The following is a 13,494-nucleotide window of genomic DNA, read 5'->3' as shown; positions in this document are numbered from 1 at the left end:
CGCTTTGCGCCCGCTCCTACAGGCAACGCGTGAACCCTGTAGGAGCGGCCTTGTGCCGCGAAAGGGCCGCAGAGCGGCCCCATACGGTATCAGCGATAACGCTCCAACCAATGCGCATAAGGCGCCGGCAGCGTCCACGCCGCCTTGTCCACGCCCAGTGCCTTGGCAGCGGCATACGGCCAGTGCGGATCAGCCAGGTGCGCACGCCCCACCGACACCAGGTCGAGCTGGTTGGCCTGCAAAGCGCCCTCGGCCAGCTCCGGCGTGCCAAAGCCCCAGGCCGAAGTCACCGGCAGCTTCGCCTCGCGGCGCACCCGCTCGGCGATCGGCCCCAGGAACGCCGGGCCCCACGGGATGTTGGTCTGGGGAATGGTGAAGCCGACGCTGACGCTCAGCAGATCGAGGCCGCCAGCCTTGAAACGACGGGCCAGTTCGATGGACTCCTGCAGAGTCTGCTCATCACGGCCATCGTATTCCACCACGCCAAAGCGAGCGGTCAGCGGCAGGTTCTCCGGCCAAACCTCACGTACCGCGGCCAGGGTTTCCAGCAGGAAACGCGTACGGTTGTCGAAGCTGCCGCCATAGGCGTCGGTACGCTGGTTGGAGTGCTCGGAGAAGAAGCTCTGGCCCAGGTAGCCGTGGGCGAAGTGCAGTTCGATCCACTCGAAGCCGGCATCGCGGGCACGGCGCGCGGCATCGACGAAGTCCTGCTTGACCCGGGCGATATCGTCCAGGGTCATGGCCTTGGGCACTTTCGGCAGGTGGCCGCCGAAGGCGATAGCGGACGGGGCGATGGTGTCCCAGCCACGGGCATCGTCGGCGGCAATATGATCGTCACCTTCCCAGGGGCGATTGGCACTGGCCTTGCGGCCGGCGTGGGCGATCTGGATGCCCGGCACGGAACCGGCGGCCTTGATCGCCTTGACCACCGGCACGAAGGCCTGGGCCTGGACGTCGTTCCAGATGCCGGCGCAGCCGGGGGTGATGCGCCCTTCCGGGGACACCGCGGTGGCCTCGACCACCACCAGGCCGGCGCCACCACGGGCCAGGCCCGCGTAATGCACCTGGTGCCAGTCATTGATCAGGCCATCTTCGGCCATGTACTGGCACATCGGCGGAATGGCGATGCGGTTGCGCAGAGTGACGTCTTTGAGGTTGTAGGGTTCGAACAAGGCGGCCATGAGGTAACTCCAGGGACAGGGTGGATACGATTGTTCGATCATATTCGAACTATGGCAATTTGTGAAACCCCCGTTATCATGTCGTCCATGCGAGCCTATACCCACCCCAACCCCGAAGACCTGACGCTGGAGCGCCTGCTCTACGCCTTGAGCGACCCTGTGCGCATGGAAATCGTCCGCCACCTGGCCGGTGTCGCCGAAGCCAGCTGCGGTGAGCTGGACGGCGGCCGGCCCAAGTCGAGCATGTCCCATCACTTTCGCGTATTGCGCGATTCCGGGCTGGTGCACACCCGCAACGTCGGCACCACGCACATGAATTCGCTGCGCAGCGAAGAACTCGAAAGCCGCTTCCCAGGGTTGCTGGGCAGTATTCTCGAGCAGCGTTGAGCCGCACCCGGCCACGCCAACCTCAAGTCTTGCGCGATCCCTGTAGGAGCGGCCTTGTGCCGCGAAAGGGCTGCGTAGCAGCCCCAGCATTTCGGCGTTGAGCAAAGATCGCCGGGGCCGCAATGCGGCCCTTTCGCGGCACAAGGCCGCTCCTACAGGGGTAGGCGTAAATCCCTTGCCCGATTCTCAGGCACAAAAAAACCACGAGGCCGCCAGGGGCGATCCTCGTGGTCGGTGTTGCCGGGCAAGCCCGGCAAGCAGGGGCCTTACAGCGCCATGTCGTTCGCAGGCTTGCTCTCGACCGGTGCGGCTGGCGCCACGCTGGTCTTGACGCTCTGGTCGATCACCGGCGGCTTCTCCAGCTGCAGGACTTCGGCGGTGTAGTCCCACTCTTTCTGGGTGGCGGCGGCCGAATCGTTCAGCTTGGTACCGTAGCTCGGGACGATCTCCTTGATCTTGGCCTGCCACTCTGGAGTGGCGACCTTCTCCTTGAACACGGTTTCCAGCACGTTGAGCATGATCGGCGCGGCGGTCGAGGCACCTGGCGAGGCGCCCAGCAGGCCGGCGATGGTGCGGTCTTCGGAAGCCACGACCTCGGTGCCCAGCTTCAGCACGCCGCCCTTGTCGGCGTCACGCTTGATGATCTGCACGCGCTGACCGGCCTGCCACAGTTTCCAGTCTTCCTTCTTGGCGTTCGGGAAGTAGGTCTGCAGGGCGGCGAAACGGTCGTCGTCGGACTGCATCAGCTGGCCGGCGAGGTACTCGACCAGCGGGTACTGATCGATGCCGACGCGGGCCATCGGCCAGACGTTGTGGGTGGTGGTGCTGCTCAGCAGGTCCAGGTACGAGCCGTTCTTCAGGAACTTGGTCGAGAAGGTGGCGAATGGCCCGAACAGGATCACGCGCTTGCCGTCCAGCACGCGGGTATCCAGGTGCGGAACCGACATGGGTGGCGCGCCGGTCGAGGCGATGCCGTAGGCCTTGGCCATGTGCTGCATGGCAACGGTCGGGTTCTCGGTCACCAGGAACGAGCCGCCCACCGGGAAGCCTGCGTATTCCTTGGCTTCCGGGATGCCCGACTTCTGCAGCAGCTTCAGCGCGCCGCCGCCGGCACCGATGAACAGGAACTTGGCGTCGGTGGCGTGCTCGGTGCCATCCTTCAGGTTCTTGTACTCGACGTGCCAGGAGCCGTCTTCGTTGCGGGTGATGTCCTGCACTTCGCTGGACAGCTTCAGGTCGAAGTTTTCTTTGGTCTTCAGGTGACCGACGAACTGACGGGTGATCTCACCGAAGTTGACGTCGGTGCCGATCGGGCTCCAGGTCACGGCCAGCTTCTGGCTTGGGTCGCGGCCTTCCATCATCAGCGGGACCCACTTGGCGATCTGCGCGTGGTCTTCCGAGTACTGCATCGAGCGGAACAGCGGGCTGGCCTGCAGTGCGTCGTAGCGCTGCTTCAGGAACTTGATGTTGTCATCGCCCCAGACGAAGCTCATGTGCGGGGTGGTGTTGATGAACGAGTGCGGGTTCTTCAGTACGCCCTGGCGTACCTGCCAGGACCAGAACTGGCGGGAGATCTGGAACGACTCGTTGATCTCGATGGCCTTGGTGATGTTGACCTTGCCATCTTTGTCCATCGGGGTGTAGTTCAGCTCGGCCAGCGCGGAGTGGCCGGTACCGGCGTTGTTCCAGCCGTTGGAGCTTTCTTCGGCGACGCCGTCCATGCGCTCGACCATTTCCATCGACCAGCTCGGTTCCAGCTCGTTGAGCCAGACCGCCAGGGTGGAACTCATGATGCCGCCGCCAACCAGCAGCACGTCGACTTTCTTGGTGTCTTCGGCGTGCGCTTGCATGAAGCTCGCCGCGACTGCCAGACCCAGCAAGGTCTTGCCAGCTTTCTTGAACATTGATCGATTCCAGTCAGTAGAACGGAGGGTGGGCCTGTGGCTGGCCCAGGTATTCCATGTTCTTCAGCGCAGGCTTGTTGTGATCATTGTTCAGCAGCCAGAGAGACATTGGACGTGCCAGCCTTTGGTCGGATTGACCGACAAGGCTGAAACGATTTACGGATTGTAACCGAATTGCCAGCACAAACAAACGCGCGCCGGGGCGTCAAGACGACAGGTTGCCACGCGACAAGCCACCACGCCCCGGAAAACAAAAACCCCCGGCCACATCCATGGTCGGGGGTCTTGGATCAGGCCGTGAACGACCCGATCAGGGTATTTCCAAGATTACTGCTGCTGAGGCAGTTTATCGATCGGGCCGCAGCCGCCGATGATCTTGGAGATGGAAACCGATGGGTGGAACAGGTAGTCGTACGAGCAGTTCTTAGGCTGGTTGTAGACCTGGCCGGTGCAGCCGGACAGCAGGGCAACGCCCGAAACGACAGCAACAGCGACAGTAGCTTTGATCAGCTTTTTCATAAAAATCCTTTAGTCCATGATCCACCATCAAACTGATGGCGCGCGGATCATACGGTAAAAAGGGGTGTGAGCGAAAGGCGTTAGTACAGTTGCACTAGTTGACGGGGGTCAACTAACAAGTTTTCGGCACGGCAACTAAGTGCAATGAACTACTTGCTAAAACGTTACAGGTTGGCGTGGTTCGCACAGATCACCCCTTCCTACAAGCTACCGCGCCCCCTGTAGGAGCGGCCTTGTGCCGCGACAGGGTCGCAAAGCGACCCCGGCGATCTTGAACTGGAGCGCTCATACCCAAGAATCGCATAAGCCTTGAAAGACATTGCTCCAGGAGTAAAGCTGATGGTCAGGCCACTCAAGGCCGCCACCATCTGCATCAAGGGAAGCAAATAAGCGAACTGAAGATTGCGAAGACCAACTTCCTGGCAATTCCTTTCAGCTTCCTACAGATTTTCATCAGACTTTCCTGATTCCCTGTAGTCCATTTCCCAAGCACACTTTTCCCCCATTCAAGCCATTGCAGCTGCTCGGTTCGCGGCCTAGTCTCGACCCGTCGTTGCCAACTCAACGACCGGCTTTGACAGGCCGAAGCTCAGAACGCAATGGCTGCTTCATGGCAGTTGTGCGTGGGGCACATTCGTGTGCGCCGGGAACCTGAGCCTCGGTCTGTCAACCTACGTACAGCTGCCTCCATTGGTTTGACAGCTTGTGGTGGACGCCCCAAATTGCTCAGGTTACTACCATGATAAAAATTGTCCCCGACCCTCCGCTACAAGCATCCGACTCGCCTCATACCCTCGAGGATCTGCTCGTCCAAATCGCCGAGTACCTCGTCTGCGCCCTCACCGCCGCCCAGCACGCCGCAATGATCCACAGCAAGCCGCCGGGCCAGGTCATGGCCCTGACCGCCGTGCACGAAATCGACAGCGCACGCGGCTTGGTCGAAATGGCCCTGAGCCGTGTACAGGCAAGGCATTGATCGCGCCCTGACAACAAGGAGAACAGGTATGACTCAAGACAAGCGCATCACCACCGTCGGCATCGGCAGCTTTGGAGAAAGCGGTGAAATCGACAACGAAACCCCACTGTTCCAGGTCGTTGCGGGCCACCCCATGGACTATGCCCTGGAACAATCCACCCACTTGATAACCTGCGCCTACACCCTGAGCGATATCGCACTGACTCAGGATCTGAAGAACGCACCTACTTTGTTGGCCGCCGCCCACTATCTCACCGGCATGGCCAAAGCACTGTCGCAAGATGTCTCCCACGCAGTGACGAACAGCTCCGCTGTTTGATGCAAAAAGCCCCGTAGCACGAACTACGGGGCTTTCGGGTAAAGACCTTTATCGCATCAACCAACTTGCTCGAATCGTCGCCGCCTCACGAAAAGGCCCACGCCCAACCCCGTGGCAAGCACCGACAGCAATCCCAGGTCCAACCCGAACGAACGGGTCTGGCTCACAAGGATGCAACCGACGACACCAACCACCGCCAACGCCACCCCGAGCCACTTGCGCAGCGCGTAAGGCCTGAGAAACCGATCCAGCAAGCCGTAGAGCACCAGGGCAATGACCGCATAGGTAATTTCGGACACAGGCGTCTCCCTCAGGTCTTGATGATCAGGGTCGAGGTGGTGTGCTGCGGCCCGATGCCGCCATTGACCTGCGCCTCGATGCTGACCAATACATCGCCGGCATGGTAGGTAGGCAGGACATCATTGGCATAGGCACGCACCCCAGCGCCCACCGGCACGCCAACATAGGGCGATGCTACAGAACTCGCGGCGGCGGCGAACGCCGAGGCGGCAAGGTTGGCGACCTTGGTGCGCTGGGCATTGAGGGTATCGCCCTGCTGACGGGTCAAAGGCTTGGAGATACCAATCTTCATCACGCAAGGCAGCCCCTTGGCCAGCATCCTGTCGTAGGTCTCGACGACCTTGCTGTTGACCTCGTAATGGGCGCTTCTCGCCTCGCCGAAATGCAGCTCGCGCAGGCGTCCGCGCTCGCTGTCGGTCAGGGTGATCTGCGAGACGTTGAAGACGATCCCGTGATTACCCATGTATTGGAAAGTCCCTTCGAACTTCATTGCACGCATCCTTTCGAGGCAAAGGGTGCGATTCTCTACAAGGCGCGGCAGGTACGCAAACGGTGGCATTTGGCTATACCAGCCTATTGCCCTGTTGCGAGTAGTCCATTTCCGAATCGGGCATCCAGGCCCGCCAAAGCATTGCCGCTGACCAGGTAGCGCTCTAGGCTCTCCTCATCGCGGCCTCATCGACAGCACTATCAAGAACATTGCAGATGCCCCACAAGCCGTATGGATGATGCCCAAAAGCATCGAAGACCATGAACGAGCAGAGCGTGGTGCCTCAGGCACTATCCGAAGCGGAGGGCTAGATGCCTCAAAACGATATGCCAGACAGGCGGCTGCAGGATCCCTGGGCCAACTATTTTCAACGGCTCTATGCAGCAGGCCTGAGCCTGGGTAGACATGACTCGCCAGTAGAAAAGATGGGTACCGTTACCATGAATGACCTACCCCGTGACGAATTCAACGCCAAGCTCGAGACCATCGAAATCAAGATGGACGCTCGGGTAGAAGCCATCGCGTCGAAAATCGATGGTTTTCTCGTTGCCCAGAGTGAGCGCGACAAGCGCTTGGACGACTCGATCGCAGGTGTGCGCCGCGACATCGATCGATTGGGGAGTCTGAAGCTGAATATCTGGGGAGCCATGCTTACCGCTGTTGCGCTGGATGTAACGGTGGCGGCTCTGAGCGTGACGGTCTATCAAACAGGTAAAGGCGACATCGCTATCCCGCCCCTGTCGTCACTCGCGATAGAGGCCCCCGGCTCAGCTCACATCGCTACCGACGAGTAAAGGCATACCGCTCTATCTGCCCTAAAACCGCCTTCATGCGCCCCCTGAAACGACGAAGCCCCCGAAAACTCAACGTTTTCGGGGGCTTCGACTACTTCGCGTATGGCGGAGAGATAGGGATTTGAACCCTAGGTACTGTTGCCAGTACAACGGATTTCGAATCCGTCCCGTTCGACCACTCCGGCATCTCTCCAATGGCGCGCATCATACCAGCGATTTCGTTTCTGGCAAACCTTTTTTGAAAAAAATTCGCGTGGTATCAGGCGCTTGCGTGAACGCGCCGCTTACAGCGGCACGCCCAGGCGTTTGGCAACCTCTTCGTAGGCTTCGATCACGTCGCCCAGGCCCTGGCGGAAGCGGTCCTTGTCCATCTTCTTGCGGGTCTCTTTGTCCCACAGGCGGCAGCCGTCCGGGCTGAATTCGTCGCCCAGGACGATCTGGCCGTGGAACACGCCGAACTCCAGCTTGAAGTCGACCAGCAGCAGGCCGGCGTCGTCGAACAGCTTGCTCAGCACTTCGTTGACCTTCAGCGACAGCTTCTTCATCTCGACCAGTTGCTCGGCGGTGCCCCAGCCGAAGGCGACAACGTGGGATTCGTTGATGAAGGGATCGCCCTTCTCGTCGTTCTTCAGGAACAGCTCGAAGGTGGACGGCTCCAGCTTGATGCCCTCCTCCACGCCCAGGCGCTTGACCAGGCTGCCGGCGGCGTAGTTGCGCACCACGCACTCGACCGGGATCATGTCGAGCTTCTTCACCAGGCACTCGTTGTCGCCCAGCAGCTTGTCGAACTGAGTCGGCACGCCGGCTTCTTCGAGCTTCTGCATGATGAAGGCATTGAACTTGTTGTTCACCATGCCCTTGCGGTCGAGTTGTTCGATGCGCTTGCCGTCGAACGCCGAGGTGTCGTTACGGAACAGCAGGATCAAGCGGTCGGCGTCGTCGGTCTTGTAAACCGATTTGGCCTTGCCGCGGTAGAGTTCGTCGCGTTTTTCCATGATGGGCTCCGCTTGCTTGAGTGGGTGGGCTAGGCGATTTGGCGCCAGTCGAGCCCATGATCCTGATTCGCCACCTGAAGCCAGTCCGGGTCGCACCCGAGGGCGTCGACGAAGCACTGGCGGGCCAGATGTGGCAGGTTGTTCTTGCTGCTGAGATGGGCCAGCACCAGGTGCTGCAGGTTCTGCCAGCCCAACTCGGCCACCAGGCTCGCGGCCTGGTGGTTGTTCAAATGTCCCTGGCTGCCGCCGACCCGCAGCTTGAGAAAGTGCGGGTAATGCCCACGGGCCAGCAGGTCACGGCAATGGTTGGCCTCGATCAGCAGGGCATCGAGTCCCTGATAGCGCTCCAACAGCCGCGCGTCGTAACTGCCCAGGTCAGTGAGCATGCCGAAGCGCCGACGACCATCGCTGATCACGTACTGCAGTGGCTCGTAGGCATCATGCTCGACCCGTGCCGCGCTGACCTGCAGATCGCCGATCTGCAGTTCATCGCCACAACCGAGAAAACCGGCCACCTCGACCGGCTTGCGCATGCCGCGCAACGTGCCCTGGCTGAGGTAGACCGGTACATTGTAGCGGCGCGAGAGCAACCCTACCCCATGCACGTGGTCGGCATGTTCGTGGGTCACCAGCACCGCGCTCAATTGCGTGGCCGACACCCCGAGTAGCGCCAGGCGCCGCTCGGTCTCGCGCAGGGAAAACCCGCAATCGACCAGGATGAAGGTATCACCACTGGCGACGAGCGTGCCGTTTCCCTGGCTACCGCTTCCTAGAACCGCGAAGCGCACTTAGCCCAGGTGGTCCTGGATCGCGCTCAGCACGCGGCGGGCGACATCGGCCGGGGCCACGGTGTTGATGTTCTTCTCGACGGTCACCTGGACGTTGTCGCCGACCTTGCTCAGGCGAACCTGGTAGCGCTCGGCACGGGCTTCACGCTCTTCCTTGCTCGGCTCGCTGCCGAACAGGCGGCTGAAGAAGCCAGGCTCCTTCTGCTTGTCGTCGGGCTTCTCGGACAGGTTGATGTAGTACAGACCCAGGCTGCGGTTGATGTCCTCGACACGCCACTCGCCCTGCTCCAGGGCGCGGCCGACGCCGGACCAGGCGCGGTCCAGGTCAGACCCCAGGAACAGCACCGGGTTGCCGCTGCCATCCTCGCTCAGGCTGACCTGGCTTGGAGCATCGAAGTCGCGCGCGGCCAGCAGCGAGACCGAACCGCCCTTCTCGGCGCTGCGGTTCATGCTGGCGAGCATTTCATCGACCAACAGGGCGTCGGTGCCGGTGTTGCTGGAGGCGGACGGGAAATCAGGCTCGGCAGTGCTGCCGGCCGGACGCTCGACGCTGACCACATACACCTCGGAGGTGTTGCGCTGCACGCCGGGCTCCATGCGCACCCTCACACGGACTTCGCTGTCCGGGCTGCTGGAGGTACTGGCCAGGCGCTGGCCAAGGGAGGCCGACAGCTCGTCGAAACGCTGCCAGGTGGTGTTGAACTCACCGGTCTGCGGACGCTCTTCGGCAATGCGGAAACCGTTGTCCTCGAAGAACTGGCGGGTCACCGGCCAGACTTCGGCGGGCGAGCGCTGGGCCAGCACCCAACGGCTGTTGCCGCTGCGCTGCAGGCTGAAATCGCTGATGTCGGCGGTGGCCGACAGCGGCTGTGGACGGGGTACCTCGAACTCGCCGGTGGCGCGATCGTCGGCCACGTTGCGCGGGATCGGCAGCAGCGGATCCAGGCGCTTGACGTTGCTGGCGTCCGGCGGCAGCTGCATCGGCGCGGTCGGCTGCGCCTGCAGGTAGTCGCTGCCACGGTCGCGGAAATAGCCATCCTCGCCCCACAGCCAGCCGCACCCGCTGGTGCTGGAGATGATCAGGGCGAGAGCGGAAAGACCAGCCAGTCGCTTCATGCGGTGTACTTCCTCGATTAAACCAGTACGCCGGACTGGCGCAAGGCAGTACGGACTTTTTCGTGACAACCTTCGCTCAGCCAGGTCAGTGGCAGGCGAATGCCCTGCTGCATCAGGCCCATTTCCACCAGCGCCCATTTCACCGGAATCGGGTTGGCTTCGCAGAACAGGTCTTTGTGCAGCGGCATGAGTTTTTCGTTGATCGCGCGGGCCTTCTCGGCATTGCCCTCAAGGGCGGCCTCGCACAGGTCGGCCATTTCGCGCGGGGCGACGTTGGCGGTGACGGAGATGTTGCCCTTGCCGCCCATCAGGATCAGCTCGACGGCGGTCGGATCATCGCCGGACAGGACGATGAAGTCCTTGTCGACGCCATCCAGGATGGCCTTGGCACGGACCAGGTCGCCGGTGGCTTCCTTGATGCCGATGATGTTCTTGACCTTCGACAGGCGGATCACGGTGTCGGCCTGCATGTCGCAGGAGGTGCGGCCGGGCACGTTGTAGAGGATCTGCGGGATGTCGACGGCTTCGGCGATGTGCTTGAAGTGCTGGTACAGGCCTTCCTGGGTCGGCTTGTTGTAGTACGGGACCACCAGCAGGCAGGCGTCGGCGCCGGCATTCTTGGCGTTCTTGGTCAGGTGCACGGCTTCGGCAGTGGAGTTGGCACCGGTACCGGCGATCACCGGAATCCGCTTGTTGCTGTGCTTGACCCGCTCGACCACGTGCTTGATGACCAGGATGTGCTCTTCGACATCCAGCGTGGCGGACTCGCCGGTGGTGCCGACAGCTACGATCGCGTGGGTGCCGTTTTCCAGGTGGAAGTCTACAAGTTTGTCGAGGCTGTCCCAGTCCAGACGCCCTTGTGCATCCATGGGAGTGACCAATGCCACCATACTGCCCGCAATCATGTAACTGCTCCTGCCGGAAAAAGAGAGCGGTAATGGTACTGGCGCCATCGGCCTTGCACAAGCGAAGCAGGCGGGCGGAGCATTCCCCTTCGCGCCGCTTTTCGCTACCCTTGATCCTTTGATCGGTGCAGCACGGCCCGCCGGGCCGTCGACAGTGCTACCGGCCTGCGTCCACAGCCGTCAAAACCGGCCCGGGCCCTGCTGATGCAGGAGGCTTGCCCCCGTCCTGCACCGACCGCTCATCGCTTTAGGAATGCTGCATGTCCACCCCCACCGTTCGCGAACAATTCCTCGTCATCAGCGCCCTGGGCCCCAACCCCATGGAACTGGCCAACGTTCTCAGCCGCGCGGCCTTCGACAACCGCTGCGCGGTGGTCACCTCGCGCCTGTCGCGCCACGGCGAGACCAGCGCCCTGGTGCTGCAGGTCGGCGGCAGCTGGGATGCCCTGGCCCGCCTCGAAGCCACCCTGCCGGGCCTGGGCAAGAAGCACGGCCTGACCCTGGACGTGGTGCGCAGCGCCGACCAGGAAGTGCGCCCGCAGGCCCTGCCTTATGTGGCCTACGTCAGCGCCGCCTATCGCCCGGACATCATCAACGAGCTGTGCCAGTTCTTCCTCGACCACCGCGTCGAGCTCGAAGCGATGACCTGCGACACCTACCTCGCGCCGCAAACCGGCAGCAGCATGCTCAACGCCCAGTTCACCGTGATCCTGCCGGCCGGCACCCAGATCAGCTGGCTGCGTGACCAGTTCCTCGACTTTGCCGACGCCCTGAACCTGGACGCGCTGATCGAACCGTGGCGCCCACAGAACCCCATGTAAGGAAGCTCCCATGGCCGTAGCACTCGACCAACCCGTCGCCGATTTCCAGGCCCAGGCCACCAGCGGCCAGACCGTCAGTTTGGCTGACCTGAAGGGCCAGCAGGTGGTGTTGTACTTCTATCCCAAGGACAGCACCCCGGGCTGCACCACCGAAGGCCAGGGTTTCCGCGACCAGCATGCGGCATTCCAGGCCGTCAACACCGTGGTGTTCGGCGTGTCCCGCGATGGCATCAAGTCGCACGAGAACTTCAAGGCCAAGCAGGCGTTTCCCTTCGAGCTGATCAGCGACAAGGACGAGGCGCTGTGCCAGCTGTTCGACGTGATCAAGCTGAAGAAGCTGTATGGCAAGGAATACATGGGCGTGGACCGCAGCACCTTCCTGATCGACAAGGACGGTGTACTGCGCCAGGAATGGCGTGGGGTGAAGGTGCCTGGGCATGTGGATGCCGTGTTGGCGGCAGCCCAGAGTCTCGATAAGGCTTGAGCTCTTGAGGGCGCTTTGCGCCCTATCGCGGCACAAGGCCGCTCCTACAGGAATCGCGTTCCCCTGTAGGAGCGGCCTTGTGCCGCGAAGGGCTGCAAAGCAGCCCCAAAACTACAACATCGGCGCCACAGACCTGTCCTGCCGCGGCCACGCATCCAGCACCGCCTTGAACAGCGTCGCCAGCGGGATCGCGAAGAAGATCCCCCAGAACCCCCACAGCCCGCCGAACAGCAGCACCGCGCAGATGATCGCCACCGGGTGCAGGCTCACCGCCTCGGAGAACAGCAGCGGCACCAGCACGTTGCCATCGAGCGCCTGGATGATCGCGTACACCGCCATCAGGTAGATGAACTGGTCGCCCCAGCCCCACTGGAACAGCGCAATCAGCGTCACCGGCACCGTCACCACCACCGCGCCAACATACGGCACCACCACCGACAGGCCCACCAGCAGCGCCAGCAAGGCGGCATAGTTGAGGCCAAGACTGATGAAGGCGATATAGGTGGCGATCCCGCAAATCAGAATCTCGATGCCCTTGCCGCGAATGTAGTTGGCGATCTGCCGGTTCATCTCGTCGCCCACCCGGTTAAGCAGCGTGCGCTCACGCGGCAGATAGCCGCTGACCCAGCGCCCGATCAGCTCGCGGTCCTTGAGGAAGAAGAACACCAGGATCGGCACCAGCACCAGGTAGATCATCGCGTTGACCAGCAGCGGCAGGCTCGACAGCGAGAAGGTCAGCGCCCACTGGCCGAACTTGCCGATCTCGCCGCGCACCGATTCGATGGCGCGCAGCACCTGCTCGTCCGATACCAGGTGCGGATAGCGCTCGGGCAGCAGCAGCAGCAGCGACTGCCACTTGCCGAGCATCCCCGGCAGTTCGTTGAACAGGGTGATCAGCTGATGCCAGAGCAGCGGCACCAGCACCAGCATGAACACCGCCAGCGCGCCCATGAACAGGGCGAACACCAGCCAGACCGCCAGCCTGGACGGCACCTTCAAGCGCTCCAGGGCATTAACCAGGCCCTGCATGAGGAACGCCAGGACCATGCCCGCCAGCACCGGCGCGAGCATGCCGCCGAGGGTCAGCACCACGGTGAAGGCCAGGAACAGCAGGACCGCCAGCACCACCGCCTCCTCGTCGGAGAAGTAGCGCTGCATCCAGTCGCGAAGCACTTTGAACATTGACGATCCTTGGGAAAGACTCAGGCCTTGCGCAGCCAGTAGGTGTACACGCCGGCCTCGGCCGTTTCGTGCAGCAGCGTATGACCGGCCAACTGGGCAAAAGTGCGGAAGTCGCGCTGGGAGCCGCCGTCGGTGGCGATCACCTTGAGCACCGCGCCACTGGCCAGGCGATTGAGCTCCATCTTGGCCTTGAGCAGCGGCAGCGGGCAGTTCAGCCCGCTGGCGTCGAGCTCGGCGTCGCTGGTCGGGGTGTCACTCATCGGGCGCGTCTCCGGGGTATGAACAGAAAGGTCTGGTAGGATACCGCCACTGGTCGGCATCGCGCGACCCGGC

Annotated in this window: 17 protein-coding genes and 1 tRNA gene; 6 read left to right on the top strand and 12 right to left on the bottom strand. The window is 62.1% G+C overall.

Annotation, left to right across the window (positions count from 1 at the left end; all coding sequences use genetic code 11):
* Nucleotides 1-89: 89 nt before the first annotated feature.
* Nucleotides 90-1,181, bottom strand: a complete 1,092-nt coding sequence (locus V0R62_RS16320; RefSeq protein ID WP_330104486.1) for an NADH:flavin oxidoreductase/NADH oxidase — start codon at nt 1,179-1,181, stop codon at nt 90-92.
* Nucleotides 1,182-1,232: 51 nt separating this feature from the next.
* Between V0R62_RS16320 and V0R62_RS16315 the strand changes: the two genes are divergently transcribed.
* Nucleotides 1,233-1,568: an ArsR/SmtB family transcription factor gene (locus V0R62_RS16315; protein ID WP_028693003.1), complete on the top strand. Its 336-nt coding sequence runs from the start codon at nt 1,233-1,235 to the stop codon at nt 1,566-1,568.
* Between the two features lie 266 nt (nt 1,569-1,834).
* Here V0R62_RS16315 and mqo read toward each other — a convergent pair whose 3' ends face one another.
* Nucleotides 1,835-3,472, bottom strand: coding sequence for a malate dehydrogenase (quinone) (gene mqo / locus V0R62_RS16310; protein ID WP_198744485.1), 1,638 nt, complete (start codon nt 3,470-3,472; stop codon nt 1,835-1,837).
* 327 nt (nt 3,473-3,799) lie between these two features.
* Complete coding sequence (locus V0R62_RS16305; RefSeq protein WP_023630554.1) at nt 3,800-3,991, bottom strand: DUF4223 family protein; 192 nt, start codon at nt 3,989-3,991, stop codon at nt 3,800-3,802.
* A 739-nt stretch (nt 3,992-4,730) separates the two neighbouring features.
* Here V0R62_RS16305 and V0R62_RS16300 point away from each other — a divergent pair.
* Nucleotides 4,731-4,967, top strand: coding sequence for a hypothetical protein (locus V0R62_RS16300; protein WP_330104485.1), 237 nt, complete (start codon nt 4,731-4,733; stop codon nt 4,965-4,967).
* 28 nt (nt 4,968-4,995) lie between these two features.
* Nucleotides 4,996-5,286 (top strand): DUF3077 domain-containing protein, encoded by a 291-nt coding sequence (locus tag V0R62_RS16295; protein WP_330104484.1) that lies wholly within the window; start codon nt 4,996-4,998, stop codon nt 5,284-5,286.
* Between the two features lie 56 nt (nt 5,287-5,342).
* On the opposite strand, the gene V0R62_RS16290 is transcribed toward V0R62_RS16295, so the two are convergent.
* Nucleotides 5,343-5,585 carry a hypothetical protein gene (locus V0R62_RS16290; protein WP_330104483.1) on the bottom strand — a complete coding sequence of 81 codons (243 nt, stop codon included), beginning with the start codon at nt 5,583-5,585 and terminating at the stop codon, nt 5,343-5,345.
* An 11-nt stretch (nt 5,586-5,596) separates the two neighbouring features.
* The gene (locus V0R62_RS16285; RefSeq protein WP_050704288.1) at nt 5,597-6,076 is read right to left on the bottom strand and encodes a hypothetical protein; all 480 of its coding nucleotides are present in this window, start codon (nt 6,074-6,076) and stop codon (nt 5,597-5,599) included.
* 311 nt (nt 6,077-6,387) lie between these two features.
* Here V0R62_RS16285 and V0R62_RS16280 point away from each other — a divergent pair, with 311 nt between their 5' ends.
* Complete coding sequence (locus V0R62_RS16280) at nt 6,388-6,870, top strand: hypothetical protein (protein WP_330104482.1); 483 nt, start codon at nt 6,388-6,390, stop codon at nt 6,868-6,870.
* Between the two features lie 103 nt (nt 6,871-6,973).
* Here the strand turns inward: V0R62_RS16280 and V0R62_RS16275 are convergent.
* The 5 genes from V0R62_RS16275 to dapA all read right to left on the bottom strand — a co-directional run bounded on the left by V0R62_RS16275 (nt 6,974) and on the right by dapA (nt 10,674).
* A tRNA-Ser gene (locus V0R62_RS16275) sits at nt 6,974-7,063 on the bottom strand.
* Between the two features lie 91 nt (nt 7,064-7,154).
* Entirely contained in the window at nt 7,155-7,865 is a 711-nt protein-coding gene (gene purC / locus V0R62_RS16270) for a phosphoribosylaminoimidazolesuccinocarboxamide synthase (protein ID WP_011535129.1), read from the bottom strand.
* A 29-nt stretch (nt 7,866-7,894) separates the two neighbouring features.
* Nucleotides 7,895-8,653 (bottom strand): MBL fold metallo-hydrolase, encoded by a 759-nt coding sequence (locus tag V0R62_RS16265; RefSeq protein ID WP_198744480.1) that lies wholly within the window; start codon nt 8,651-8,653, stop codon nt 7,895-7,897.
* The gene (bamC, locus tag V0R62_RS16260; RefSeq protein WP_046856746.1) at nt 8,654-9,769 is read right to left on the bottom strand and encodes an outer membrane protein assembly factor BamC; all 1,116 of its coding nucleotides are present in this window, start codon (nt 9,767-9,769) and stop codon (nt 8,654-8,656) included.
* A gap of 17 nt (nt 9,770-9,786) precedes the next feature.
* On the bottom strand, nt 9,787-10,674 hold the full coding sequence (gene dapA, locus V0R62_RS16255; protein ID WP_028692995.1) for a 4-hydroxy-tetrahydrodipicolinate synthase: 888 nt from the start codon (nt 10,672-10,674) through the stop codon (nt 9,787-9,789).
* Between the two features lie 260 nt (nt 10,675-10,934).
* On the opposite strand from dapA, the gene V0R62_RS16250 reads away from it, so the two are divergent.
* Together V0R62_RS16250 and V0R62_RS16245 are read left to right on the top strand one after the other, a co-directional pair.
* Nucleotides 10,935-11,495, top strand: a complete 561-nt coding sequence (locus tag V0R62_RS16250) for a glycine cleavage system protein R (RefSeq protein WP_028692994.1) — start codon at nt 10,935-10,937, stop codon at nt 11,493-11,495.
* Between the two features lie 10 nt (nt 11,496-11,505).
* Nucleotides 11,506-11,979 (top strand): peroxiredoxin, encoded by a 474-nt coding sequence (locus V0R62_RS16245; protein ID WP_330104481.1) that lies wholly within the window; start codon nt 11,506-11,508, stop codon nt 11,977-11,979.
* 111 nt (nt 11,980-12,090) lie between these two features.
* On the opposite strand, the gene V0R62_RS16240 is transcribed toward V0R62_RS16245, so the two are convergent.
* The gene (locus tag V0R62_RS16240) at nt 12,091-13,161 is read right to left on the bottom strand and encodes an AI-2E family transporter (protein ID WP_028692992.1); all 1,071 of its coding nucleotides are present in this window, start codon (nt 13,159-13,161) and stop codon (nt 12,091-12,093) included.
* A 20-nt stretch (nt 13,162-13,181) separates the two neighbouring features.
* Nucleotides 13,182-13,421: a sulfurtransferase TusA family protein gene (locus V0R62_RS16235; protein ID WP_028692991.1), complete on the bottom strand. Its 240-nt coding sequence runs from the start codon at nt 13,419-13,421 to the stop codon at nt 13,182-13,184.
* Nucleotides 13,422-13,494 lie beyond the last annotated feature (73 nt).

The sequence above is a fragment of the Pseudomonas carassii genome (assembly GCF_036324045.1).
In the GTDB taxonomy this organism is placed as follows: domain Bacteria; phylum Pseudomonadota; class Gammaproteobacteria; order Pseudomonadales; family Pseudomonadaceae; genus Aquipseudomonas; species Aquipseudomonas peradeniyensis.
The sequence above is the reverse complement of the archived record's forward strand: the minus strand, read 5'-3'. Positions and strand labels throughout refer to the sequence as shown.

Excerpts from the sequence above, each read along its gene's own strand:
- V0R62_RS16300 (WP_330104485.1), top strand. The coding sequence starts at position 4,731 with ATGATAAAAATTGTCCCCGACCCTCCGCTACAAGCATCCGACTCGCCT.
- V0R62_RS16280 (WP_330104482.1), top strand. The coding sequence starts at position 6,388 with ATGCCTCAAAACGATATGCCAGACAGGCGGCTGCAGGATCCCTGGGCC.
- bamC (WP_046856746.1), bottom strand. The coding sequence starts at position 9,769 with ATGAAGCGACTGGCTGGTCTTTCCGCTCTCGCCCTGATCATCTCCAGC.
- V0R62_RS16305 (WP_023630554.1), bottom strand. The coding sequence starts at position 3,991 with ATGAAAAAGCTGATCAAAGCTACTGTCGCTGTTGCTGTCGTTTCGGGC.
- V0R62_RS16315 (WP_028693003.1), top strand. The coding sequence starts at position 1,233 with ATGGCAATTTGTGAAACCCCCGTTATCATGTCGTCCATGCGAGCCTAT.
- V0R62_RS16285 (WP_050704288.1), bottom strand. The coding sequence starts at position 6,076 with ATGAAGTTCGAAGGGACTTTCCAATACATGGGTAATCACGGGATCGTC.
- V0R62_RS16250 (WP_028692994.1), top strand. The coding sequence starts at position 10,935 with ATGTCCACCCCCACCGTTCGCGAACAATTCCTCGTCATCAGCGCCCTG.
- purC (WP_011535129.1), bottom strand. The coding sequence starts at position 7,865 with ATGGAAAAACGCGACGAACTCTACCGCGGCAAGGCCAAATCGGTTTAC.
- V0R62_RS16245 (WP_330104481.1), top strand. The coding sequence starts at position 11,506 with ATGGCCGTAGCACTCGACCAACCCGTCGCCGATTTCCAGGCCCAGGCC.
- V0R62_RS16240 (WP_028692992.1), bottom strand. The coding sequence starts at position 13,161 with ATGTTCAAAGTGCTTCGCGACTGGATGCAGCGCTACTTCTCCGACGAG.
- V0R62_RS16235 (WP_028692991.1), bottom strand. The coding sequence starts at position 13,421 with ATGAGTGACACCCCGACCAGCGACGCCGAGCTCGACGCCAGCGGGCTG.
- V0R62_RS16320 (WP_330104486.1), bottom strand. The coding sequence starts at position 1,181 with ATGGCCGCCTTGTTCGAACCCTACAACCTCAAAGACGTCACTCTGCGC.
- mqo (WP_198744485.1), bottom strand. The coding sequence starts at position 3,472 with ATGTTCAAGAAAGCTGGCAAGACCTTGCTGGGTCTGGCAGTCGCGGCG.
- dapA (WP_028692995.1), bottom strand. The coding sequence starts at position 10,674 with ATGATTGCGGGCAGTATGGTGGCATTGGTCACTCCCATGGATGCACAA.
- V0R62_RS16295 (WP_330104484.1), top strand. The coding sequence starts at position 4,996 with ATGACTCAAGACAAGCGCATCACCACCGTCGGCATCGGCAGCTTTGGA.